The organism is Pseudoalteromonas sp. H103, assembly GCF_001469205.1.
Lineage (GTDB): Bacteria > Pseudomonadota > Gammaproteobacteria > Enterobacterales > Alteromonadaceae > Pseudoalteromonas > Pseudoalteromonas carrageenovora.
This window is the reverse complement of record NZ_LOFG01000015.1, coordinates 372,382-398,156: the sequence shown is the minus strand read 5'-3', so window position 1 is coordinate 398,156 and position 25,775 is coordinate 372,382. Positions and strand designations below refer to the sequence as shown.

The following is a 25,775-nucleotide window of genomic DNA, read 5'->3' as shown; positions in this document are numbered from 1 at the left end:
AAAAAAACCCGAATAAGCGTCACTCAAATTCGGGTTACTGTGAAAAACAAAAAAGTTTACTTAATAGCCGCTGTAGACTCTCGCGTTATTAGTCGTGATTCAAGAGTTACCTGGTATGGCTGTTCTTGAGGTTGTGAAATATGCGAAATAAGCTGTGTCACTGCCTGTTTAGTCATTTCTTCAACTGGCTGTGCAATGGTAGTTAAGCCTGGCCAAATATGGCGTGCAATTGGTGCGTTATCAAACCCTGCAATAGATATATCATCTGGCACTCTTAATTGGCGTTGTGTGGCAAGCTTTAGCACCGCTGCCGCCATGTAATCGTTCGATGCAAATACAGCCGTAGGCCTTGGCGATAAATCTAAAATACTGCGTGCACTGTCTACACCTGAGTGATAACTAAAGTTACCCTCTTCTACCAAGCGCTCGTCAAATTCTATTCCATGACTTGCTAAAGCTCGTCTGTAACCTTTAAAGCGCTGCTGAGTTGCACTGTGGTCAGGGTGCCCTTTAATAAAGGCGATAGATTTGTGCCCAAGCGAAATTAAATGCTCAGTAATTTCATAAGCGCCTTGCTCATCGTTACTACGCACCGAAATTGAATCATCTTCAAGCAGTGCTGATGCAACGCGTGCATAAGGTATTTTTTTAGCTTTTAAAAAATTAGCGAGCTTTTCAAAATCACCAAATGGCGGAGTAAGTACAACGCCATCTAAGCGTGATGTCTGTAATAACTGTTCTATATCGTTAATTAAATCATCGCCACGTAATTCGCATGGGTGTATTAATAAGTTGTAGTTATTCTCTTTACAGGCAGCAAGTGCACCTGTTTGCACTCGCGTTATATAACTTTTACTTGGGTTATCGTACAAACAGCCAATAATAAAGCTACGATTTTGTGCAAGTCCGCGTGCTATTGGGTTTGGCGTATAATCAAGCTCTTTAAATACTTTAAGCACTTTTTCGCGAGTGGCAGCACTTACGTTAGGCTCATTATTTAAAACCCGCGATACCGTTTTCTTAGAAACGCCCGCATGGCTTGCTACACTATTTATGGTTACTTTTTTCATTTGTTCATTATCCAAATACAACCATTAAGCAAAAAACTATTTGCTGTTATATAAACACGCACCAGCGCCAATAAGCGGAATGTTATCTTGTGTTACTAGCGTAACCGGAATTTGGCCTGCATATTGAGACATTACGCCTTTTTGCGAGAAACGCTCTACAAAACGGCTCTCTAATAATCTGCTTTGCATACGTGGTAAAATACCACCGCCTATAAATAAGCCACCTAATGCCCCATATACTACAGCTAAGTCGCCAGCAACACTGCCTATCCAATCACAAAATTGGTTAAGTGTTGCATCACACACTTCACACTCGCCACTGTTAGCCAAGCTACTAATTTGCGCGGCATCTAAGTTTTTAGCTGGAACCCCTTTCACAGCAGCCATTGCTTTGTATAAATGAGCAATACCTGGGCCTGAAAAAACAGTTTCGATTGAAACATGAGGATGCTCTTTACGAAGCTCATTTATTAATAAAGAATCAAGCTCGTTTACCGGTGCAAGCGTCATATGGCCGCCTTCAGAGCTTAACACTGCCGTAGATTGCGCGGTACGCACTAAGCACGCAGCGCCAAAACCTGTACCAGGGCCTATCACACCTATATTCGCGTTAGCATCGGCTTGCCCTGGTTTAATGGTAATATTCTGCGTTGAGTCTAAATAAGGGGCGGCATAGGCAAATGCAGCAAAATCATTAATAACTTCTAACTGAGTTAGATTAAAATGTGCTTTAAATTCGTTAACACTAAAGTGCCAACCTAAATTTGTTAAATGTACTTGCCCTGCTTTTATTGGGCCTGCAACTGCCAAACATGCGTGAGTTGGCGTTACGTGAGGAATAGTTGTTAAATACTGTTCAAGCGCGCTTTCTAAAGAACCAAAGTTTGCACTAGGAAATATGTTAATATGCTCAATAACAAATTGGTTTGATTGCTCGTTAAAATCGGTAATTAATGCAAAGCGAGCGTTAGTACCGCCTATATCGGCGACTAAAATGGGAGTAAACTGGGCAGAAGAATTTTGGCTCATGGTATTATCTCTTTTGTGTAAGCGGCTTATGCTTATTATTTTACAACGGCATTGCGTTGTTATTTATACACTTTGAGCTATCACCTCAAAGTAGCTATCACAGTAAAAAAGGCTGCCACTTTAAGTAGCAGCTAATACGTTTTGACAACAAAATGATAAAACATTGACATTATGACACCGGTGTCAGGGCTAGATCAATAATAAATCGTAAAAAGCTTGAAATAATTCATTAATAGTCGAAAATGACACAATTATTTAGCATTTAATTAAGTTGTAACAATGAAAGGTAAAGCCACCTCATTTGACATTGCCCATTATGCAGGGGTTTCACAATCAACGGTATCTCGTGCTTTACGTAACAGCCCTCTTGTTAATGAAGAAACTCGCAAGCGCGTTCACGACATAGCTAAACAACTTAATTATAAAGTTGACAAAAATGCCAGTAACCTACGTACTCAGCAAAGCAGCACTCTAGCCTTATTATTATTTGAAGACCCAACCTCTGACGAATCACAAATAAACCCATTCTTTTTATCTATGCTTGGCAGTATTACCCGCGCATGTGCAAAAGAAGGTTACGATTTACTGGTTTCGTTTCAATCTGCAAGTGCTGATTGGCAAGCAGATTACGAGGATAGCCACAGAGCCGATGGTATTATTTTACTCGGCTACGGTGATTACATAGACTTTCAACCAAAATTTAAAACCCTGCTAGATCAAAATACAAAGTTTGTTTGTTGGGGCGCCACTGTAGATAACCGCCCTGACCTCACCGTATGTTGTGATAATTACGGCGGAGGCAAACTTGCAGCAGCTCATTTAATTGCTCATAGCCGTACAGATTGTGCATTTATTGGCGATGCATCTGATCACAGTCCAGAGTTTTTTGCTCGCTTTGAAGGCTTTAAAGATGAGCTGTTAGCTAATAACGTAACTATAAATGAGCGAAAAATGGCTAACGCTATCTCTACTGAGGAGTCGGGGTATCATGCAACACGCTCACTTATTGCTAATAACATTAAGTTTAACGCACTATTTGCCGCCAGTGATTTAATAGCAATTGGCGCAATACGCGCCCTTAAAGAAGCCAATATAAAAGTACCTACCGATGTGGCCGTTGTGGGCTTTGATAACATAGCTATTGCGAGCTATATTAATCCACCGCTTACTACCATAGCGCAAGACACCACCGTTGCAGGGCAAATGTTAGTAGAGAACCTACTTAAATTAATACGTGAAGAAGAAGTGCAAAGCACCCTTTTACCACCAGCATTGATTGCTAGGGGGAGCAGCTAAGTCACTATAACTAAAACTAATATAACAGCTTAACGTTCAAGCCTCATTTTAAAACCTAAAAGCCACGGCTATTAACCATGGCTTTTAAATTTTTCAAAGTAACTCTACTTTAAGGCTTTCTCTACAACTGGGTAATGATCCCATACTTGTTTATCGCTCAATGAACGTACCAGTTTAACGTACTCAGCATGTGTCCATGCCAGTGGTGTTGCTGAATTAGTGCCCTCACCTAGCTTGTAACCTGCTTTATTTACACCTACGCCATCCCATACTTGCTCTGGTAGCATTAAGCCATTATTAGCAAATTGCTCTAAGCCTTTAACATAGCTGTTTTTAATTTGTGCTTGTTTTGCATCATTAAGGGCGTTGTTTGCATTAGCTGCTGCGATTTCGTAATGCCCGCGCTCACCGGTGAAAAATGGCCATACACGCCCACGTTGGCCTGGTGTATTACTACCACCCTCAGCATAGTTTGTGCCTTTAACTTCATCTTCACCGTAGCCATCATTGCCATAGCGGCGGTAGCCTGCAAAAGTGCCGCTGCCATCGTCAAAGCTAAAGCTGTATTTTACTTGTAGGTTATCTTCAAGCGTTTCGTCATCGTACTCAGGCAGTGTTTTAACAATACTTTCGTCGTTAGCACCGCGAACGCCATAGCGAACTAGCTCTAAAAAACCGCCATCTAAAATTTGCTTTTTATTAAACCCTTCACGGCCATTATTGGCGTTAATTTTAGTGTTTGAATTGGCATCAGTGTCCTGACCAATGCGAATAAAATATTCACCATCGGTACTTTCGCCTTTTAAATTACCCTCTGTAGTAAACATTTGCGATTCTATTTCGCTGTTATACTTTTTAGCCATTTCTAAATAACGCTTAGCGTTTTTATCATCACCGCTAAGTGTTGCTATGTCGCTTGCTGTTATTAGGCCTGCAACAATTGCGGCAGTAGTAGAAGGAGAATACCCCTCTTGCTCTTCCCAGCGCTCCTGCTGTGTTGCAGGTGGAGTGATCTGCGTGTCGTTCCATAAAATTTTAGCGAGGCCTCCATCAACTAAAAAGTCAGCTGCAGGTTTTAACATTTTGCCGTACCAAGTTTTTAGCTCTTTATTGCTTAACACATCTGCTTGGTGAAGTTTCCAAGCAAGCATAATAGGCATGGCTGTTTGGTCAAGCTGTACACCCACCCATTCAAGTTCACCATCAACATGTGTTTTTTGTAAAAACCAGCCAGTATCACCATTGTTACCCGGTGTACTGCTGTTAACTTGTACTTTTTCAAGGTATTCGAACGCTGTTTTAGCTGTAGCTGTATCACCGAGTGCCATAAAAGCCATAGCTACTTGATAAAAATCGCGTACCCATACCGCTTTATAACCGGTAGAGCCCTCTTTAGCAGATACGGTTTCGCCCCATGGGTTTGACAGTGATGCAATAAGCGCACCCGCGTGTGTTTTATCTTCTTGGGCTTTTAAAACCATAGCACTGGTGTATAAAAGCTTGCCGTTATCGGCAGTTTGTTCAGTCATTGTATTTAGTGGTTTAAGGCTTTGTAGGTAATCTTGCCAACCTAGCGCATCGCCTTTACCGTTGTAATGATCGAGTACGGCTTGGTAGCCCTTAGCCAAACTTTGTTCGCCTTGCTGAATACTTTGCTGCTGCGTTTTGCCAAAGCTTAACGCTAAATCAAATGTGGTGTTGTTACTAATATCACCGAGTTCTGCAAGCATGTTTACATTACCTGAAACTTCACCGGTATTTGTATACTGATTATTAATTGCTTGCGTTGTTTTAAGTGCATTAATACCATCACTTTCACCTGTAAATCCTACTGTTTTAGCTTTAAAAGGTGAACTTGATTGTAATGTTAAATAGTTATCGCCTTCCCATGCGACAAGCCCTTGATCTGTTGTTTTAGCAAAGTCACCTAATCCGTTATTATTTATGTAAGGGTTTACAACAACATAAGCTTTTAACCCTTCAAGTTCAGTGTTAAACACACTGCGAACAAATAATGTTTGCCCATCTGGGTCGGTAAATATGTGTTTTTCTAGTCTAAAGCGCCCTTGTCTATCAGTGCTTGTTACTTTGTAGGCAAGCGAAAGTGGGCGCCCTTGCGCATCCTTGTATAAGTAATCTATGGTGACATCTAATTCATCAGCTTCACTAACGGTAAAGTCTTTACCTGTAACAACAAACTGCATGTCTTTAATCTGCGCTTGGTGGATAAGCCCAAACATGGTTTCGGTGATCATGCCTTTAGCAATTGAAAACCACACCTTAGATACATCGCCCGTTGCAGCTGAATCACTGTATTGGCCTTTTTGGTATTGCTCGTAAGATGTGCCAATTCCTGCTTTACCTGCATAAGCCCAAAATGGCTCTACACCTGGTGCGCCAGGAGCTGATTTAACCTGTGCAGCGGTATTTTTATTATCTGTGCTTGTGTTTTGTGCACCACAGGCAGTTAAGCCTAATGTTAAGAGTGAGGCAGTTATAAGGTTATATTTTTTCATTGTTTGTCCTTAATTGGAATTTTTAACGCGCATTACAGCAATGCCGGCAACAACGAACGAGGCTGCGCCAATTAATAATGCGTAAATAGGCTGATTTGAAAATGCGTGACGTAAAATAAGCCCTAAAATACTGGCGGCAAGTAACTGCGGTATAACAATAAAGAAGTTAAAAATACCCATGTAAACGCCCATTTTGTTACTTGGTAAGGCGTTACTTAACATGGCATATGGTAGCGATAGAATAGAGGCCCACGCAAAACCAACACCTATCATAGGAATAAGTAACATTTTAGGGTCTTGAATAAACATAAAGCTGCCAAGGCCTAATGCACCCAGTAATAAATTAAAACAATGGGCGCCTTTTAAACCCATTTTTTTAACTAAAAACGGAATACACATTGCGGCAATCGCGGCAAAGCCATTGTAAGCGGCAAATAAAATACCCACCCAATCTGCACCATCGTTAAAGGCTTTGGAGGTTGCATCGCTACTATCATAATGAAAGCTTGTTACCGCAGCGGTAGTGTAAATCCACATGGCAAATAACGTAAACCAGCTAAAAAACTGCACCCATGCAAGCTGCTTCATGGCCTCTGGCATAGTAAATACATCTTGTACTACTTGGTAAAAACCACCTTGGGTTTTATTCGCACTTTTAAGCGCCGCTGCAATCCACTGCACAATACCAAACGCTAGTAAACCGCCAGCAAGTAAGTAAAGCTCTTTTTCAAGCGAAAACCCCATTACTAATGCAAGGGTTGCTAAACCTAACACCACAAAAATAATGGCGCCTTTATTAAAGTTAATATCAACCAGCTTACTGGTAGTAGGTTGAGCGCTTTGCTTTTCAAACTCAGCTAATTGTTCTGGGCTGTACTCTTTTGTACGTGCAACGGTCCAAAGCACAGCAACGAGTAACACAACCCCACCCCAATAAAATGAGTATTTAACAGACTCAGGAATTTGCCCTGGCGCTGCGGTATTGCTTACATCAAACCAATTAGTCATCATCCATGGTAATGCTGAGGCTAGTACCGCACCAATACCAATAAAAAAGCTTTGTAAACCGTAACCGGTAGCGCGCTGTTTTTCTGGCAAGTTATCGCCTACAAGTGCTCTAAACGGTTCCATGGTCACGTTGATTGACGCATCCATAATCCATAACATACCTGCGGCAATCCAAAGTGTAGGCGAATGCGGCATAATAAATAATGAAAGCGTTGTTAACACCGCGCCTACAAAGAAAAACGGACGACGGCGGCCAAAACGGCCCCATGTTTTGTCGCTCCAGTAACCAATAATTGGCTGTACAATTAAACCGGTAAGCGGTGCTGCAACCCATAAAATGGGTATATCATCTACTTGGGCGCCTAATGTTTGAAATATACGGCTCACATTACCGTTTTGCAGAGCAAAACCAAACTGTATACCTAAAAAGCCAAAACACATGTTCCATATTTGCCAAAAGCTTAGATTTGGCTTGTCGCTATTATTTTGATTATTCATTATTAGCCTTATTTGTTAATACTGCGCTGCTAAATGCATCAAGTGTGAGTGTAAATGTTGCGCCTTGCGACCCTGATGTGATCTCGGTGCTGTGCTGCTCAAGTAAGTCATGCAATTGGGTGTGTTCGCTAAGTGCCGCTAATTGCGCTTTTGATAAGTTAACCGTAATAGTTTGAGGTTGTTTGCTAAAGTTACTTAAAACGTACAGCGTTTGTTGGCCAAGTTTGCGCATAAAGCCAACAACTCGCTCGCTTCCTGTTACGCTAAGCTCGGTCATTTCACCCCCAACCACAACAGGTAAACTATTAAGTGACATAATGGCTTTATAGTAATCACGAAGTGCCGACTGCTCTTTCGTTAAATTAGCGCCGTCAAACTTGCCGTTATTCATCCACGCTTGATGCGCCGGTACGCCAATGTAATCAAAAATACTGGTGCGTGTAGCTGTGCCAAATCCTGCGTTTTCTGAGCCATCTTCTCCCACATCTTGACCAAAATATAATAACGTGGGTGCGCGGCTCATTAAGTTAGAAACCACCATAGCCGGTTTACCCCACGCAGCGTTACCTGCAAAGTCGGGGCTTGCGATACGTTGCTCGTCGTGGTTTTCTAAAAAGTGCAGCATGTGCGCTTCAATGTCAGTAACTTGGCTTTGGGCTGCAAAAATAGTATTAGCAGCTTGCTTACCCTGCATAATGGCTTTTAATGTGTCGTAAAAGCCTACTTTGTCGTAAAGGTAGTCCATTTTACCTTGGTGAATATACGCACGGTACATTAGCGGGTTGTACACTTCAGCTAACAAAAAAGCATCGCTTTTTTGCATTTTTATCGACGAATTTAAAAAACTCCAAAACTCTACAGGCACCATTTCTGCCATGTCGTATCTAAAGCCATCAACGCCTTTATCGAGCCAAAAAAGTACTATGTCTCTAAATTTGTACCAGCTGTTAGGAAGCTCTTTATCTTGCCAAAATGCATAATGAGCATGGTAGTCTTTATTTTTGTATTCACTTGGCAATTGAACAAAATCGTAGCTGCCATCAGGCTTTACGCCATAATTAACTTTTACTGTTTCGTACCAATCGTTTATGTCAGGTTTTGCTGCACGGGCACCATTACCTGTCCATTTAGCGGGTGTTTCATTAAAAAAGCCATCCGCTAATGGGTGTTCATTACCCCCTAAAACTTTATACTCTTGCGATGTTGGCACCTGAAAAGACTGCCCTGGTACGTAGTAAAAGTTATTATTTTTATCGTACGCTTTAGTGGTGTCGTCTTGCGCGCCAAAGTCTTTAACGCCTTTGGGTTTGCCAAGGGATTGGTAATTTCGTGCTACATGGTTAGGCACTATATCAATAATTACTTTCATGCCATGGTTATGTGTACGCTCAATAAGTGCGCTAAATTCATCCATGCGTTGAGTAACATTAACTGCTAAATCAGGGTTTACATCGTAATAGTCTTTAATAGCATACGGTGAGCCCGCCCTGCCTTTAACTACATCAGGGTCATCTTGAGAAATTCCATAATCTGTGTAATCCCCAACTAACGCGTGGTGTAGCACGCCGGTGTACCAAACATGTGTGGTACCTAACTCTTTTATACCTTTAAGAGCTGCGTCATTAAAGTCGGCAAATTTGCCTACACCATTTTGCTCTTTAGTGCCCCATGGCATATTAGAAGTGTTGGTATTACCAAATAGACGGGTAAATACTTGGTATACAACAGGCTTGGTTAATTCGTTTTGTGTTTGTGCTGGCGCTTGTGGTTGCTCGGATTTGTTACTTTCTGAGCAACCCATAGCAATAAGTGCGCTACACAGTATTGCGGGTAGATAAACTGATTTTTTCATTGTGTGTCTTTTTGTCAGTATTTTTATAACTTTATACTAAAGATTAGTGCAGCAACCATACAGTTGCTGCATACGTATTCAGGTAAACTATTAAGGGGTATTTATAACTAATACAGTTGCACTCATTGCCGGTAAAGCCACTGTGTTACCTAGTAACTGTGTTTTGTTGGTAAATATGTTAAGCGCTTTAGCATTTTTTGGTATTACCTCCTGCATATATTCAATATTCTTCGTTAGCTTTTTTGTGTTTTTATTCATAAATACCAATACAGTTTGCTCGTCGCTAATACGCGCATAACTATACACACCTTGTTGAGGCGTAAAGTGCACTAATTTGCCTTTATCTAGCGCGGTGCTGTTTTTTCTAAAGTTAAGCAAGGTACTAATTGTTTTGTGCATGTCTTTTTGCTGCAAGGTAAGCCCTTTACCTGTAAATGCATTACTTGTTTGGCCTTTAAATCCACCCGGAAAGTCTATTCTAATATCACCATGGTCTTTACTTGGGGTGTTATCTAATAAAACCTCCGTACCGTAATACATTTGTGCAATACCGCGCGTAGTTAAAAATAGCGTCATGGCCATTTTAGTTTTTGCAACATCTTGTTCAAGTTCGGTGTATACACGGCTCATATCGTGGTTATCAGCAAATACCATAATGTTATTTGTATCAGGGTATAAAAAGTCATTCGCCAACGACTCATATACTTTAACCCAGCCCGTATTCCAGCTTTCATCTTCATTTAGCGCTTGAATTACCGACTCTTGCAAAGAAAAGTCCATCACGCTTGGTAAGCTTGATGTATAGCCATCTTGGTTATTTTTACCACGTTGCCAATAAGAGGCAATTGCAGGGTTAGAGGTCCACTCTTCTCCTACAATATTAAAGTCTGGGTATTCTTGCATAATGGCTTTTGTCCAATCGCTCAAAAATGCTTTATCTGAGTAAGAGTAGGTATCAACGCGAATACCGCTTAAATCCGCGTATTCAATCCACCAAATAGCGTTTTGAATTAAATATTCACTTAGCAGTGGTTGGCGCTGATTTAAATCAGGCATGGTTTCTACAAACCAACCATCGTTAAACTGGCGTTTGTCGTACTCGCTGGCGTGTGGGTCTTGTATAGTTTGGCGTGCATGGCTTGTGGCGTTTTTACCTTTTTTAAACTCACCATTAAAGTTAATCCAATCTTTGGTAGGTTTATCTTTAACCCAAGCATGCTCTGAGCCAAAATGGTTTAGTACCATATCCATTACAAGGCCTATGCCTTGCTCTTTTGCTTTTACCGAGAGCGTTTTATATAACTGATTTGAGCCCATACGTGGGTCAACTTTATAAAAGTCAGTAATTGCATAACCATGATAAGAGTAATCTGGCATGTTGTTTTCAAGTACTGGCGTTAACCAAAGCTGTGTAACGCCTAAATCGTTTAAATAGGGTAGCGCGTTTATAACGCCCTGAATATCACCACCGTGGCGCCCGCCCTTTATACTAGGATTTGCCGTTTCTAACATGCTAGGAACAGTATCGTTTTGCTCATCGCCATTAGCAAAGCGATCTGGGTTGATTAAATAAAGGGTATCGTTAGATGTAAAGCCTTGGCGCTTTACACTGTTTTTATCACGCGCAAGTAGTGGAAATTCGAAACTTTGGCTCGCTTCACTGCTATTAAATTTAAGCGTTCCAGCTTTAGCGGCGTCGGTAATGGCAATATTTAAAAATACATAATTTGGATTATCGGTACGGGTTACTTTATTTAACTTAACGCCGTTGTATTTAGCTAATTTAATTTGCTCGTTTGCAATATTTTGCTCATGCACCATGATGTTAATCGTGTTTTTATTCATGCCTACCCACCAATTGGCAGGTTCAACGTTAAGTGCGTAGCTAATGGTTGGTAAGGTGCATGCACTTACAAGTAAAAGTGTGTTTAAAAATCGCATCATTAGGCCTTTTTAATTTTTGCTAAAAAATCTTTATGAGTAGGTAATTGTTCTACCGTTGAAGTAATAAGAGTTTTTAATGTAGAAAATAAATCGTTAAGTTGTTCACTGCTTAATGAGTCAACAATACTATTGTAATCATCGGGAATAAGTCCTTGGCCTATAAACACTTGCTGCCAGGCAACTTCTGCAAATAGTTCGTCGTTTTCACGTACTACTTTTCCTGTGTGTTTAAATAAATTGAGTTTATGGGCTAATGAATCGGGAATTTCCATTTGCTTACACTGGCGCCAAAACGTCGAGTCTTCTCGCTCTGTTAGTTTGTAATGCAAAATAATAAAATCGCGTATGTGCTCAATTTCTGTCACGCTTTGCTTATTAAACTCTGCGACTAACGCATCGCTAATACCATAATGCGGAAACAGCTTTATTAAACGGGTCACTGCACTTTGAATTAAGTGAATACTGGTTGACTCTAATGGCTCTAAAAAGCCACTGGCGAGTCCAACCGAAACCACATTTTTATGCCACTGCTTTAAGCGCCGTCCTGTTTTAAATTTTATAACGCGTGGCTCTGTAATTGGCTCAGCGGGTAAATTATTTAATAGTAACTGCGTGGCCGACTCATCAGATAAATATCGGCTACAGTAAACAAGCCCATTACCCACACGGTTTTGCAGCGGAATTTGCCATTGCCAACCTGCGCTATGCGCAATAGAGCGAGTATAAGGTTTTAGCGAATCAGTGCCTTGAGATTGAACAGCAACGGCGCTATCACATGGTAAATAATGCGACCAGTCCACAAAGCCTGTATTAAGTGTTTGCTCTATTAACAAAGCGCGCTGACCGGTACAGTCTATAAATAAATCGCCGTTAATTTGGGTGTCATTATCAAGTGTTATGCTTTTAATATTGCCTGAGTGCGGACATTGATTAACCTGCTCTATTTTAGCGTCTATGTGTTTAACGCCACGCGAAGTAGCAAGCGTTTTTAAGTACTCTGCATAGCGAGTTGCATTAAAGTGATACGCATAACTCAAGCCAGGTAATTGCGTATTAGGTATAGTATTTAATGGTGCAAATTTAAGCTGTTGAGCGGCTTGGTAATTTAACGAAAAATCCCATAGGCTATCTTCAGAGCCGGTAATTTTCCCCTTTACCCAAAAATTGTAAAAATCACAAAAAGGAAAGTCTTTTCCGAATGAGCCAAAAGCATGCATATAGCTATGAGAGGGAGTTTTCCAATTTTCGAACTCAATACCTAATTTAATAGATGCATTGGTGGCGTTTATAAAATCTTGCTCGTTTATACCCAGTGCGTTATTAAGTTGAATAATAGGCGGAATTGTTGCTTCACCAACGCCTATAGTGCCTATTGTGCTTGATTCAATCAGCGTTATGTCAATTACTTTGCCTAACACTTTATTAAGCAAAGCTGCAGCTATCCACCCTGCGGTGCCACCGCCTGCAATGACAACGTGTTTTATTGGTTTCATATTATTGTCCACGTTTAGCCCCGCAAAATGATTAGGTTTTACTGCGGATTGGTATTAGATAGAGTAGCTATAAAAAAGCCCTTGTAACACAAATTACAAGGGCTCCTACACACAATCTTTATTATAGCTTGTAGCTAAAGCCTAACAAGTAAGTACGACCGTAATCTTGGTAGTCGCGAACTTGTAGCGCGTTATCACCAGAAAGCGATGTAAACGGCTCTTCTGTTAAGTTTTGTATTTGGAACTGAATTGATAAACCTTCAAGGCTTTCAATACCGGCTTCAGAAAAGTCATAACCCGCTTGAACATCCCAAATTGTTTCACCTAGGATATCTACTTGCTCGGTGTTAAAACCTAAACCGTATACATCACCTTTAAAGGCACTACGCTTACGCATACTAGTACGTAATTGCACACCATTCATCTCGTAGTAAACCGTTAAGCTTTGAATTTTGTCAGACAGACCCGGTAGCTCGTACTCATTACCGTTTTGATCTTCAATATCAGACTCAATACCTGTATGGCTTGCAATTAAACCAAAGCCTTCAAGTGACGGGTGGAAAATTTTAAATGGTAACGCTAGAGATAGCTCGTAACCGTATAGGTCACCGCCGCCGCCATTTACTTTACCACTACCTGTGCCCTCTGATGTTGCAGGAATTTCACCTGTTGATGGATCTGCAACACCCGACATATCAATTTCGTATTTACCATCAAAAATCCACTGCGTTAAGTCTTTATAGAAAAATGCAGCAGAGAAGTAACCTTCATCACTAAAGTAGTTTTCGTACGTTAAATCGTAACCAGTTGCTTCTTTTGGCTCTAAATTAGGATTACCACCGGATACAGACCAGTAGTTACCATTTTCATCCTGTGTAGTATTGTAAGATGCGTCAATAGATGCATTCATTTCGTCTAAACGTGCACGAGAGATTGTTTTAGCCGCACCAAAGCGAACTGTTTGTTGCTCATCAATCGCAAGTGATAAGTTTAAGCTTGGTAATACGTGTGAGTAATCGTGGCTAATATTGGTAGGTGATGCCACCACAATATCATCAACAGTGTTAAATGCATTACCCTGCGATGACTGGTCGGTATGAACATAACGTACACCCACATTACCTGTAAGTGCTAAGCCGCTTACTTCGGCATTAATATTAGCCTGTGCAAATACTGAGGTAATTTCTTCTTTTACCGTCCACGATTTTGTTAAATGGCTCGTATTCGTTAAGCTTTCATCTAACAAGCTGTAGTAACCGTCATTTACTAACCCATTAACATCGTAAGCAATCATGTCACCCATGCCAATAAAGCCTAGGTCAACGCTACCCATGCGATATTGCTCTGGCACAGCTAGCATGCCAGGATTATCAAGCGAAAAGCCAGATAACGTCATAAAGAAACCTTGCGAATCTTTTGTTTTTTCACGCTCTTTATAAGACATACCAAACTCAATTGAGCTGAAGTATTCGTTTTCTAATACTTTAGATGCAGCTAGCTTTAACGTAGACAGCTCATCTTCAATCGTTGGTGCATTTATGAATCCATCCTGTGCCTGATCTTTATAACCAGAAATGTCATTTCCATCAGCATCAATTAAACCATATTGATTATTTAAGGCCTTACTTGCGCCCCACGATAAAGGACCGCCTAATTGAATAAGGCTGTAATCACTATAATCTAAGTCATGAGTAAACGTAGCACCTGTATTACTACCATTAAAGGTGTAACCTAAATTATCTGCAACACCACGTGAATCACCGCGCCCTGTACCTGAGTAACTTTCAAGGCTCCACACTTTACGATCTACATGCGAGTAACTTGCATCAAATTCAACTGACCATGAATCGTCAATATCGTATTTAGTATTAAAACCAAACGCGGTTAATTCTGCTTCACGCTCTTCGTAGTCATTACGAACAACAACTCGTTGACCTTCGGTAACGGCACTCGTAATAAAACCAGATTCCTCATCTATTACGAATGAGTCTTCGTCCCGTGCACCTTGCCCCCATGCAAATGGAATTTCGATACCACGTAAGATTTTTTCATCTGTAAAATCTACATATAATGCATCAAACGTCATATTTAGTTTGTCAGTCGGTGCAGCTTCTAGTACGAGCATGGCTGAATCACGTTCAAGTGTCGATGAACGTACAAATGGTTTTGCACCACCTAAAATTGAATATGTTTGGCCACCTACTTCTCTTTCGGGGTAGCCCCAAGCGTTCCAACGTTTTTCTTGGTTTGGTGAGCTCATTGAAGTTAAGGCAAATGCAACACCTATGGTGTCATCAGCAAACTGATCGATGTATGAAATAGTACCGCGGTAACCATCGTCGTTACCATCTGGGTTTAGTTTATCAAAGCTGGTTTGCTCGTATTGGCCATTAACTTGAAATACACGCTCGCCTTTACTTAAAGGACGCACGGTTTGCATGTTAATAACACCGGCAATACCTTCTGCTTCGATACTTGCGTTTGGTGTTTTATATACCGTAACGCCGCTCATAATTTCTGATGGGTAAAGGTCAAACTCTACGCCGCGGTTATCACCAATAGATACCTGTTCACGGCCGTTAAACGTAGTACCACTTTCGTTTTCACCAAAACCACGAATTGATACTCTGCTTGCACGACCATCTAAACGCTGCGCTGTTAAACCAGGTAAGCGTGCAATAGACTCAGCAATTGATGAGTCAGGTAGTTTACCTATATCTTCTGCAGAGATAGATTCTACAACCTGTGTAGAAAAGCGTTTTGTGTTGATAGATTCAACAACACTGCCACGAAAGCCTTTTACTTCGATAACCTCAACGTCATCATTTTTAACTGTATCTTCTTGCGCTGCTACAGAGGTAAAGCTTGCTAAACCTGCAGTTGCTAATGCCAAAGTTAATATACTTGGTTTGAACATAGACATGATGTTTTTCCCGTTACCCATATTGTGATACTCGCTTCTTTATTTGAGTGATAGTCAAACAGGCGAGCTAATTTTGTTGTCAGCATCAATATTAACGCTCGAATTATTTTATTAACAACTTTATGCATACGTATTCAAGACCATGCAATGTAATATAAATTAACAGTTGGTTCACAAAATAAAAGCTAAGCTATTGATTTTAAATTTATTATTATGGTGCAACATGATTGTTAATGAGTCTTATAAAAATAGATATGTTCGCACTATGAATTACCCATGATACAGCGTGTAAATAGCGTTAAATAAAGCAATTTTTAATATTTACGTAAGTTATTTTAATAATTTAATGTTTTATGAAATTGGTAAGACCATTCATCACTTTCACCAATACCGTGCAAGCCTTTTAAAATAAGCACCAAAACAGACCGCACTATTTTATTCATAAGTAAAAAGCATGATTGGTAAAGCTAGCAATAAAAAAACAGCACCTTAAATACACCTCTTTAAAAGCGCATTTAAGTAAGTAAATTAGCTGCATACGTATGCAGACTTTTTACAGAGTAGCCCCCTTCACGTATGCTTTTTGAAAATTTAGCGATTGTTTCAATCGAACTAATAACAATATAAATACTGTGTGGAACGACGGAGAAAAGCATGGCCCAACAGCAGTGGTATAAAGGTGCGGTTATTTATCAGGTTTACCCGCGAAGCTTTCAAGACAGCAATAACGATGGTATTGGTGATCTTAAAGGGATAATTAATCGCATTGATTACATTAAAAGCCTTGGTGTTGATGCTATTTGGATCTCTCCATTTTTCAAATCACCTATGAAAGATTTTGGTTACGATATCAGCGATTATCGCGACATAGACCCTCTTTTTGGTGACTTGAACGACTTTGATGAGTTAATAGATCAGGCACATAAACGCGACATCAAAATTATAATTGACCAAGTATTAAGTCATACATCGGATCAACATCAATGGTTTTTAGATAGTCGTGAAAATCAAAATAATGATAAATCAGATTGGTACGTTTGGGCTGACTCTAAAGAAGATGGTACAGCGCCTAATAACTGGTTATCTATATTTGGTGGTGGTGCGTGGCAATGGGAGCCTCGTCGTGGTCAGTACTATTTACATAACTTTTTAACCGAACAGCCTGATTTAAACTTTCATAACCCAGAAGTAAGAAAAGCAGTACTTGATAACGTTGAGTTTTGGCTTAAAAAAGGGGTTGATGGATTTAGGCTAGATGCAATTAATTTTTGCTACCACGATGCACAACTGCGCGATAATCCAGCGAAACCTAAAGATAAACGCCAAGGACGTGGTTTTAGTGAAGACAATCCGTATGCCTTTCAGTATCACTATTATAATAACACTCAGCCAGAAAATATTGAGTTTATGCAAGATATACGCGCATTACTTAATAAGTACCCAGGCACTGTATCGTTAGGTGAAATTTCATCAGAAGATTCATTGGCGACAATGGCAGAGTACACTCAAGGTGGTGACAAACTACACATGGGTTACAGCTTTGAACTACTTACTGATGATTATTCAAGTAAATACATAAGAGAAACAGTACAAACACTTGAGCAGCGCATGCTCGAGGGCTGGCCGTGTTGGGCGTTTAGTAACCACGATGTAGAGCGTGTAGCAAGTCGTTGGAGCCAAAACGGTGAAATAGACCCAGCTCAGTGTAAAATGCTTACAGCTCTCCTTGCTTCATTACGAGGCAGTGTATGCATGTATCAAGGTGAGGAACTAGGTTTAGGTGAAGCGTCTGTATCATTTGGAGACTTACAAGACCCGTATGGCATTACTTTCTGGCCAAACTTTAAAGGTCGTGATGGCTGCAGAACACCGATGCCATGGGATAACAATGGCTCAAAACATGCAGGTTTTAGTAATGCAAAACCTTGGTTACCTGTAGATAACGCGCACACTCAAAGTGCTGTATCTGTTCAGGATAAAGATTCAGAATCTATACTTAATGCCTACCGTGAGTTTATGGCATGGCGTAAAGAGCATGCTGTGTTATTAGAAGGCAACATAGAGTTTATTGATACTGCTGAGCCAATTCTTGCCTTTTACAGAACGTTAAACGAGCAAACAATAATGTGTGTGTTTAATTTAGCTGGCACAAATCAAACGTTTGAGCTGAGTAAAACAGTGACTGAAGCGCATGATTCACTATCTCATTGTAATGCCACTTTAGAGGGTAATACGTTAAGCATAGGCGGTTTTGGGTGCTATTTTGCTTTTGTAAATTAATAAAGCCCTAACATATTTTAAAAGCCCGATTTTATCGGGCTTTTTTGTGCGCTTAAAGCTTAGGGCCACTTTTGTCGGTATGAGACGAAATAGCTGCCACCAAAGCACTAACTTAACCTTTTTAATGTGATTGTGTTTTACTATTTAAATAATCAGTGAGCGCAAATAATACGCCTGAGCTTACAAAAGTAATATGAATAATCACCTTCCAAAATAACTCATCACTTGAGTGAATATTTGAATTAATAAATACCTTTAAAAGCTCAACCGCAGATATGGCTACAATAGCGCTAATAAGTTTCATTTTTAAACCAGAGAAACCAACCTTCCCCATCCATGAAGGCCTATCTTCATGGCCCTCAATATTGAGCTTTGAGACAAAATTTTCATAGCCGCTAAAAATAATAATTAAAAGCAAACCTGCTAATAAGGCTGTATCAACCAGCGTAAGTATACCAACGAGTAATTCTTGATTTGTTGTGCTAAAGGTTGCAATGCCCATTAAATAAAGTTGTTTAAAAAACTTTATAAGTAATAGTATTACTGCAAACAATAAGCCCACAAAAAACGGCGCGAGTAACCAACGCCCTGCAAATATAAATGATTCTAACCTTTGCTCCACCTTGTGTACTTTACGAGGTGCGTGAGGGATATTTGATTGCTGATCAGCCATTCATTTTACTTTTTATAAAAAAAGCGACCTTAGCTTATAAATTATTACAACACAAATACTTATAATATAATTTAAGCGTAATTTTCTCATCTTCACGATAAAAATTTTTCGTTATCTTTTATTTCGTTTTCGATTAAAAATCAACTTACCAACAGAATTGTTCTGGATTGGGCACTACTGATTTGTACTTTAATTTAGACTAGTTAAATCAGTCATCACACCATTTATTTAGGAATAAACGAATGAAAAAAGCATTGTTAGCATTAATCGTAGCTCCACTATTTGCAGTATCTGCGACTTACGCGGTAGCAGACGATACGCCAACAGCTTCAGCCGAAATGATAAAAGAGTACACAGAAATGTGTATTAACTGGGCTAAAGATGATGACGTAAGCAATGAAGAGATAAATGCCTACGTATTAAGATGCGTAAATGATGAGCTTGAATCTGAAGGTTATAAAAAAGTATCTTCTGTTAAGATTTAATACCAATACACCTAGTTGAATGTACTGCTAATAAAGCCGTTGCGAAAACATTTGATACCAATTCGCTTAATTAATTGATTTATTTTGAGGCTAGAAAAACGTGTTGATAGCTAGGCAAAAAATTCGCTATTTAGTTGTTCTAATTGAGAATTTTTTAACACAGATAGCGACACGTTTAGCCCTGCAGAATGATTAAGTATTATTGCAGGTTGGTATAACTAGGTACAAAAAAACCGGAATGACACAAGCTGTGCATTCCGGTTTTTTTATGTGCTATAAAAAGGTAAATAAGTAACTAAATACTTATTAATCTTCTTTTTTAACTTTAGGCTTTGCTTTTGCTTTAGCTGGTGCTTTTTTAGCAGCCGCTTTCTTTTTAGGCGCAGCTTTTTTCTTCGCTTCTTCTACCCATTTACCCGCTTCATAATGAGCAGTCCAGCCAGTTGCTTTACCGTCTACTTCAGTCATTACATACTGAGATTTATTTTTACGGCTATAACGCACAACGGCAAGATTACCATCAGGGTCTTTAACTGGGGCATCTGCTAAGTAATAAAACTTAGGTGAAATACGATCTCTAAAGCGTTTTAACTCTTCTACCTTAGGTGCGCGTGTTTCACGTGATTTAGGGAACGTATTAGCAGCTAAAAATATACCTGCCGCACCATCACGCAGTACAAAGTACGCATCAGACTTTTCACATTCAAGCTCAGTGATATGAACAGGATCTTCTTTAGGTGGCGCTGCTTCCCCATTTTTGAGTAACTTACGAGTATTTTTACACTCTTCGTTATTACAGCCAAAGTACTTACCAAAACGACCTGATTTAAGCTCCATATCAGAACCACATTTATCACACTCGATAATGGGCCCATCGTAACCTTTAATCTTAAAAGTGCCCTCTTCAACTATATGTCCTTTACATGCAGGGTTGTTACCACAGACATGCAGTTTTCGAGTTTCATCGATAAGGTATGAATCCATTGCCGTTTCACAAATTGGGCAACGCTTCATTTGCATTAGCTTTTCAGTTTCTTCATCCTCTACATCAGCAGCAACAGCTTCATCACCCGACACTAAATTCATCGTTGTAGTACAACGCTCTTTAGGCGGTAAGCTATAACCTGTACACCCTAAGAACACACCCGTTGATGCTGTTCGAATCCCCATTTTTCTGCCACATGTAGGACAGTCAATATCGGTTTCAACCATTTGATTAAGGCGCATACCACCTTGCTCAGGTTCATCTTTAGCTATGTTTAACTGAGTAGAAAAATCAGCATAAAATTTATCAAGTACTTGTGTCCAAACACGTTCGCCTTCGGCGATGTCATCTAAACGACCTTCCATTTTTGCTGTAAAATCAAAATTCATTAAATCAGTGAAGTTTTCAACTAAACGGTCGGTAACTATTTCACCCATTTTTTCAGCAAAGAAACGACGGTTTTCTACGCGTACATAACCACGATCTTGTATCGTTGAAATAATTGATGCATACGTAGATGGTCGACCAATACCACGTTTTTCAAGCTCTTTTACTAGGCTTGCTTCACTAAAACGCGCTGGCGGCTTAGTAAAGTGTTGCTTAGGGTCAAGCTCAATTAAACTAAGTACTTCGCCTTCTTTAACAGCTGGTAATGATTGATCTTCTTCATTCTTTTTGCGTACTGCCGGCTGTACTTTTGTCCAACCATCAAAGCGAAGCACTCGCCCTTTAGCTTTAAGTTGAAAATCGTTAGCTGCAACAGTCAGTGTTGTTAAGTCGTATTCTGCAGGTACCATTTGGCACGCTACAAATTGGCGCCAAATTAGCTCATAAAGCTTTTTAGCATCCGCATCTACACCTTCTACATGCCCAGAAAGCACACTTACACTCGAAGGTCGAATTGCCTCATGCGCTTCTTGTGCATTACCTTTTGAACTGTAATTAATTGGATCTTTTGGTAAATATTTATCACCAAACTCTTGTGTTACATATTCGCGGCACATTTCAACAGCATCTTTAGATAGATTAGTTGAGTCGGTACGCATATAGGTAATGTAACCACCTTCATACAAGCGCTGAGCAAGCATCATGGTCTTTTTAACACCATACCCTAAACGAGTACTTGCAGCCTGTTGCATAGTTGAAGTAATAAAAGGAGCACTTGGGCGACTCTTACTTGGTTTTTCCTCAACACTTATTACTTTATATTCGGCATTCTCAAGGCTTTTAACTGCTTCTGTAGCCTGTGCTTCATTTACAGGCTTAAATGGCTTACCTGCTTGTTTGGCTACTTCTAAACGTAACTCTGATTCAGCGTTTTTAACATCAGCATGAATATCCCAAAATTCTTCTGGAATAAATGCTTTAATTTCACGCTCGCGCTCTACAAGTAAACGAACTGCAACTGACTGTACTCGACCTGCTGAAAGCCCACGTGCGACTTTTGCCCACAACAAAGGCGAAACCATAAAGCCTACAACACGGTCTAAAAAGCGACGTGTTTGCTGAGCGTAAACCATATCGGTATTTAACTCACCAGGGGTTTCGAAAGCTTGTTGAATCGCATTTTTAGTAATTTCGTTAAAAACTACACGCTTATACTTTTCAGGTTCTCCACCAATAATTTCTTGAAGGTGCCAAGCAATTGCCTCCCCTTCTCTATCCAAATCCGTTGCGAGGTATATTTGGTCTGCATTTTCAGCCAATTTTTGTAATTCTTGAACAACTTTTTCTTTACCTGGCAATATTTCGTAATGAGGTTTCCATCCTTTTTCAGGATCGATACCCATACGCGCAACTAAATTTGTGTAATCTCGTTGCTGTTTATACGCTGCTTTTTCTTCTGGTTCCATTTTGCGTACTTCTGCTGGCGTTTTAGTTGCCGGCACTTTAGCTTTGCTCGAACCTGAAGTAGGTAAGTCTCGTACATGTCCGATACTGGACTTTACGATAAAATCATTACCTAAATATTTATTAATTGTTTTAGCCTTAGCAGGTGACTCTACAATTACTAGCGATTTGCCCATAGTTGCCTATTTCTAACCAAATATTTAAAATGTGTTTGCCGGTATAAACGGCGCGAATATTTATAGGTATATCTACAAACACTAATTGTTACAAGCTTTTAATACAAACTTTTCTGTATTTACTGAATAAACGAACAATTTTTGCTGTTAAATTAAACAAACAGGTGTTTTTAGATTATTTGATGTGGAATATATAGAACACAACGAAAAATGCCAACCGAAAGGTTGGCATTTTTTATTTAAAACGATTATAAATCGTCGGTTACGTTAATTGAAAGTGTCGTTTCTAACCCTGATGGTGCTTCTGCACTGATAGTTAAAAAACCACTAAATTGCTCATTACCGCCATCCAAATCCTCACGCGTAATACCAAACGATAACCCTACCGGTACAATACTTGTTGTATTAGGGTAAGTATAACTATCGGTTCCTATCAAAATACCATTATCTGTTGAAATAGAAATGGTTGTCTCAGCCGGCATTGGGTTGTTATAAATATCCGCAATAAATACCGTAAGACTTAAACTAGACGTACCTGTTGCAGTTTGTGTTAAGTCTATTGAATCAACCTGACACATTAACTGACTGGTTGCATCGTTTTGTGAACGACGAACTAACGGGCTTGTAGGATCACTATTCACACGCACTTCAGATGCACTAGCACCTACAATAGCCGAGCAATCGTCAGCATAGGTTACTAATCTAAAGAATGCCGTATCGCCTGACATTACAATCTCTTGGTTTTGGAACACATTAACCATTTGGCGGCTACATATTCCTGCGATTTCATCTTCTTCACGACACAATAAGCCGTTGTATAAACCGTTTTGTGTAGTCCAAGCGCCATTACCATCAAAATCTACAAATTCTTCAAACTCATCGCCGGTTGAATTATCACGTGAACATGGGTCGGTACCATCATTACAATCTTTACCGCCATAAGTGCCATCTTCGTTATTATCAATAAATGCTTCTGGAATATCGAATAAATCATCAAAGAAGTCTTCACTATCAAAATAACCATTGCCATTTAAATCTGAGAAGGTCTCTTCACCAATTGCATATGCATGAACTGTAGCGCGCCCACCAAGTGGTAAATCTACCGTTAGGTCGTTATTTAAAATACCTAATGGACAAGGTAATCCACCATCACATTTTTGAGTAATGCTATTTTCGTACATTGAATCAGTAAATGGTCGTGGGTTACTACTGGTCCACGTTACACTACATGTACCGCTTGTTGTTACACAGCTAGGTTCTATTACTCCGCCCTCTGTAATAAATGTTACCGCAGTACCATCTGGAACAGGGTTATTAAAATGATCAGCTAGGCGAGCGTTAACCGCAACTGTATTACCATCCACATTCAAAGCATGAGGGTTGAAAATAGAACGCGATAATGAAAAGCTATTTTGATCAGCAATACCTGTACTGACAACAAGAATATCTGAAGGAGCCGTTACAATAACAGTACTGCCATCAACGTCTTCTTCACTTGATGCAATTACACGTACTGGTGTGGCAATAGAGCCTGAAAGAACTGACGTTGTAACTTCACCGCTGGCATTAGTAATCGCGCTGGCGGTACCTAATGTTATTCCACCTACAGACGTAGAAAGTTCAAAATTAACAGTTCTTGATGCCAAATCGTTTCCATTTGAATCAACAAGTTTAAAAGTTACTTCTGATATCTCAGTTCTATCAGCACCACCAGTTCCTTTTAACGCAATCACAGGTTCAGTAACTTCTACAAACTGTAAAAAACCAATATTTGCTGGTGATACATTAATAGTTGTATTTGCAGAAACTGTATCACCACCAGTAATAACTGTTGCTGTAATTATATCACCACCAACACAGGTTAATGGGCGATAAGTTGAGCGTGCAAATCCACCAATACTAGTAACTGTTTCGTCAATTAATGCCTGTCCTGAACTCACACAACCAGACGAAAACTCAACCGTTAACGGTGTAGTGTATAATTCACCATCTTTAGAGATTTCTATAGATATTAATGCTGTTGCACCTGCGGCTAAAAGCTCATCAGCAGCAATTGAGCTTGAAATAGCAATTTCTATATCTACAGCAGCAATTTGAAATGCCTTTGTTAAATTACTATCAAGTACTGAAACTGTAATTTCGCCAGCACCTACATCTTGCCCTGGTACAATATCTAACAGTGCAATGCCATTAGCATCGGTAATAGCGGTACCAGTTGATGGGGTAATAGTACCAATAGTAGTTGTGGCTGTTACCAATGTTTGCGTAAGTGGTGTAGTAGAGTCTTCGTTTGTAACCTCTATATAAAGAATAGCGGTTGAGTCGCCCGAAATACTTGTGACTGCATCACACGAGCTTGCATCTCTTACTGACTTAAAGTTTGCAGGGCAATTTTCTAAAATTGAAAAACTAATATCAGCAGTGTTTTGATCAGGATTTACAGCATCACCTCGAGTGTAAAAACCTAACGTTTGTTCAACTCCTTCATATTGTGCTGTTATTTCACCGGCACCTTCAACAGTCCCAGAGGTTAAATTAAGTGAAGCCACGCCACTTTCGTTTGTTAACGCTGTGCCAATACTTGGAATCAAATTACCTAACGTAGAAGAGAAATTAACAACAGCGCCGTCAACTTCAACCCCATCGCCATCTAAAATTGTTGCTTTTATAACACCACTGTCTGTAGCACTTATGGTACTAATTTCTGCAAGTGTTGTTGAAGATGTAAGACTTAAACTAATTGAAAAATCTAATGACTCACCTTGAACTGGCGCGTCGCCTTCGGTAGTAAAAGTATATGCATCAGAGCTAAATACTGTGTTTTCGTTATCAGTGTAAGTAGCAACTATTGAACCTGCACCAGCTTCTGTTCCAGCTAAAAGGCTAATAGTTGCAATGCCTTGGTCGTTCGTTAATGCAGTACCATTTGTTGGATTAATTGTACCTAAACCTGTTAGTACAAATTCAACTAACTTAAAAGCGGCTGGCTCATCATCAATTAATAGCACAACTTGGGCCGTAACTGGGTTTTCATAATCAACACTTCTAGCTGACTCACCTGATGAGTTGACTATAGTAACTTCTAACTGAGGATCTGTTGACTGGGCACCATCTGATTCAAAAGCAAATGTATCAGTGTAACTAACACTGTCGATTGTGTAGGTTGCTGTTACTTCCCCTGCACCTGCATTTTCACCAGCTGTTAGCTCAATGGTCGCTATACCGTCTGATTGTGTGAGAGCTGTACCCGTAGTTGGGTTTAGCTCACCTATTGTATCAGCCAAGGTAAAGGTTATTCGTTCACCAGCAACTGCATCCCCGTCTTCATCTTCAAGTGTAGCTTTTAGCTGGAGAGGTGCTGCAGCTGTAACGGTATTAGATTCCGTATCACTTGATTGCAGGTAACCTTTTAAGCTCACAGTGTATGTGGACGTCTCGGTTGTTGTATCATCGTCATCACCGATGGTGCCATCTTTTTCAAGTGACCCACCGCCACCACAGGCTGTGAGTAAAAAACTAAGCAATAAAATGCCGAGCAGTCGCATTAAAGGCATGAACCTCTCCCTAGCGTTGTTATTATATGTAAAATTAATTTTCACTTAATATTAACCTATAACTTAGTCTAAAATCTCAGTTTTTTATTACTTTTTTGCGCAAAATAATTTTAAATAAATACTAATTTTTTCTGTAGTAAAT

General features: G+C 39.8%; 14 protein-coding genes. 3 read left to right on the top strand and 11 right to left on the bottom strand.

All coding sequences use genetic code 11. From position 1 onward, the window contains the following. Positions 1-56: 56 nt before the first annotated feature. Both ATS74_RS11590 and glk read right to left on the bottom strand, forming a co-directional pair. Positions 57-1,070, bottom strand: coding sequence for a LacI family DNA-binding transcriptional regulator (locus ATS74_RS11590; protein WP_024034047.1), 1,014 nt, complete (start codon positions 1,068-1,070; stop codon positions 57-59). A gap of 36 nt (positions 1,071-1,106) precedes the next feature. Further along, positions 1,107-2,099, bottom strand: a complete 993-nt coding sequence (gene glk / locus ATS74_RS11585; protein ID WP_058549050.1) for a glucokinase — start codon at positions 2,097-2,099, stop codon at positions 1,107-1,109. A 279-nt stretch (positions 2,100-2,378) separates the two neighbouring features. Here glk and ATS74_RS11580 point away from each other — a divergent pair, with 279 nt between their 5' ends. Beyond that, the gene (locus tag ATS74_RS11580; RefSeq protein WP_058549049.1) at positions 2,379-3,395 is read left to right on the top strand and encodes a LacI family DNA-binding transcriptional regulator; all 1,017 of its coding nucleotides are present in this window, start codon (positions 2,379-2,381) and stop codon (positions 3,393-3,395) included. A gap of 104 nt (positions 3,396-3,499) precedes the next feature. Here the strand turns inward: ATS74_RS11580 and ATS74_RS11575 are convergent, their stop codons facing one another. The 6 genes from ATS74_RS11575 to ATS74_RS11550 all read right to left on the bottom strand — a co-directional run bounded on the left by ATS74_RS11575 (position 3,500) and on the right by ATS74_RS11550 (position 15,629). Beyond that, positions 3,500-5,911: a glycoside hydrolase family 15 protein gene (locus tag ATS74_RS11575; RefSeq protein WP_058549048.1), complete on the bottom strand. Its 2,412-nt coding sequence runs from the start codon at positions 5,909-5,911 to the stop codon at positions 3,500-3,502. Positions 5,912-5,920: 9 nt separating this feature from the next. Further along, positions 5,921-7,417, bottom strand: a complete 1,497-nt coding sequence (locus tag ATS74_RS11570) for an MFS transporter (protein WP_058549047.1) — start codon at positions 7,415-7,417, stop codon at positions 5,921-5,923. Continuing rightward, positions 7,410-9,269, bottom strand: coding sequence for an alpha-amylase family glycosyl hydrolase (locus ATS74_RS11565; RefSeq protein WP_058549046.1), 1,860 nt, complete (start codon positions 9,267-9,269; stop codon positions 7,410-7,412). Before ATS74_RS11565 ends, ATS74_RS11570 begins: the two co-directional genes overlap by 8 nt. Positions 9,270-9,359: 90 nt before the next feature. Beyond that, entirely contained in the window at positions 9,360-11,213 is a 1,854-nt protein-coding gene (locus ATS74_RS11560; protein WP_058549045.1) for a glycoside hydrolase family 13 protein, read from the bottom strand. Further along, complete coding sequence (locus ATS74_RS11555) at positions 11,213-12,706, bottom strand: tryptophan halogenase family protein (protein ID WP_058549044.1); 1,494 nt, start codon at positions 12,704-12,706, stop codon at positions 11,213-11,215. Before ATS74_RS11555 ends, ATS74_RS11560 begins: the two co-directional genes overlap by 1 nt. A 121-nt stretch (positions 12,707-12,827) precedes the next feature. Continuing rightward, positions 12,828-15,629, bottom strand: a complete 2,802-nt coding sequence (locus ATS74_RS11550; protein WP_058549043.1) for a TonB-dependent receptor — start codon at positions 15,627-15,629, stop codon at positions 12,828-12,830. A 654-nt stretch (positions 15,630-16,283) separates the two neighbouring features. Between ATS74_RS11550 and ATS74_RS11545 the strand changes: the two genes are divergently transcribed. Next, positions 16,284-17,909 (top strand): alpha-glucosidase family protein, encoded by a 1,626-nt coding sequence (locus ATS74_RS11545; protein WP_058549042.1) that lies wholly within the window; start codon positions 16,284-16,286, stop codon positions 17,907-17,909. Between the two features lie 121 nt (positions 17,910-18,030). On the opposite strand, the gene ATS74_RS11540 is transcribed toward ATS74_RS11545, so the two are convergent. After that, complete coding sequence (locus ATS74_RS11540; RefSeq protein ID WP_058549041.1) at positions 18,031-18,582, bottom strand: TIGR00645 family protein; 552 nt, start codon at positions 18,580-18,582, stop codon at positions 18,031-18,033. 242 nt (positions 18,583-18,824) lie between these two features. Here ATS74_RS11540 and ATS74_RS11535 point away from each other — a divergent pair, with 242 nt between their 5' ends. After that, the gene (locus tag ATS74_RS11535; protein WP_058549040.1) at positions 18,825-19,067 is read left to right on the top strand and encodes a hypothetical protein; all 243 of its coding nucleotides are present in this window, start codon (positions 18,825-18,827) and stop codon (positions 19,065-19,067) included. 306 nt (positions 19,068-19,373) lie between these two features. Here the strand turns inward: ATS74_RS11535 and topA are convergent, their stop codons facing one another. Both topA and ATS74_RS11525 read right to left on the bottom strand, forming a co-directional pair. After that, positions 19,374-22,079: a type I DNA topoisomerase gene (topA, locus tag ATS74_RS11530; protein ID WP_058549039.1), complete on the bottom strand. Its 2,706-nt coding sequence runs from the start codon at positions 22,077-22,079 to the stop codon at positions 19,374-19,376. Between the two features lie 248 nt (positions 22,080-22,327). Then, the gene (locus tag ATS74_RS11525; RefSeq protein WP_058549038.1) at positions 22,328-25,633 is read right to left on the bottom strand and encodes an Ig domain-containing protein; all 3,306 of its coding nucleotides are present in this window, start codon (positions 25,631-25,633) and stop codon (positions 22,328-22,330) included. Positions 25,634-25,775 lie beyond the last annotated feature (142 nt).

Excerpts from the sequence above, each read along its gene's own strand:
- ATS74_RS11590 (WP_024034047.1), bottom strand. The coding sequence starts at position 1,070 with ATGAAAAAAGTAACCATAAATAGTGTAGCAAGCCATGCGGGCGTTTCT.
- glk (WP_058549050.1), bottom strand. The coding sequence starts at position 2,099 with ATGAGCCAAAATTCTTCTGCCCAGTTTACTCCCATTTTAGTCGCCGAT.
- ATS74_RS11580 (WP_058549049.1), top strand. The coding sequence starts at position 2,379 with ATGAAAGGTAAAGCCACCTCATTTGACATTGCCCATTATGCAGGGGTT.
- ATS74_RS11575 (WP_058549048.1), bottom strand. The coding sequence starts at position 5,911 with ATGAAAAAATATAACCTTATAACTGCCTCACTCTTAACATTAGGCTTA.
- ATS74_RS11570 (WP_058549047.1), bottom strand. The coding sequence starts at position 7,417 with ATGAATAATCAAAATAATAGCGACAAGCCAAATCTAAGCTTTTGGCAA.
- ATS74_RS11565 (WP_058549046.1), bottom strand. The coding sequence starts at position 9,269 with ATGAAAAAATCAGTTTATCTACCCGCAATACTGTGTAGCGCACTTATT.
- ATS74_RS11560 (WP_058549045.1), bottom strand. The coding sequence starts at position 11,213 with ATGATGCGATTTTTAAACACACTTTTACTTGTAAGTGCATGCACCTTA.
- ATS74_RS11555 (WP_058549044.1), bottom strand. The coding sequence starts at position 12,706 with ATGAAACCAATAAAACACGTTGTCATTGCAGGCGGTGGCACCGCAGGG.
- ATS74_RS11550 (WP_058549043.1), bottom strand. The coding sequence starts at position 15,629 with ATGTCTATGTTCAAACCAAGTATATTAACTTTGGCATTAGCAACTGCA.
- ATS74_RS11545 (WP_058549042.1), top strand. The coding sequence starts at position 16,284 with ATGGCCCAACAGCAGTGGTATAAAGGTGCGGTTATTTATCAGGTTTAC.
- ATS74_RS11540 (WP_058549041.1), bottom strand. The coding sequence starts at position 18,582 with ATGGCTGATCAGCAATCAAATATCCCTCACGCACCTCGTAAAGTACAC.
- ATS74_RS11535 (WP_058549040.1), top strand. The coding sequence starts at position 18,825 with ATGAAAAAAGCATTGTTAGCATTAATCGTAGCTCCACTATTTGCAGTA.
- topA (WP_058549039.1), bottom strand. The coding sequence starts at position 22,079 with ATGGGCAAATCGCTAGTAATTGTAGAGTCACCTGCTAAGGCTAAAACA.
- ATS74_RS11525 (WP_058549038.1), bottom strand. The coding sequence starts at position 25,633 with ATGCCTTTAATGCGACTGCTCGGCATTTTATTGCTTAGTTTTTTACTC.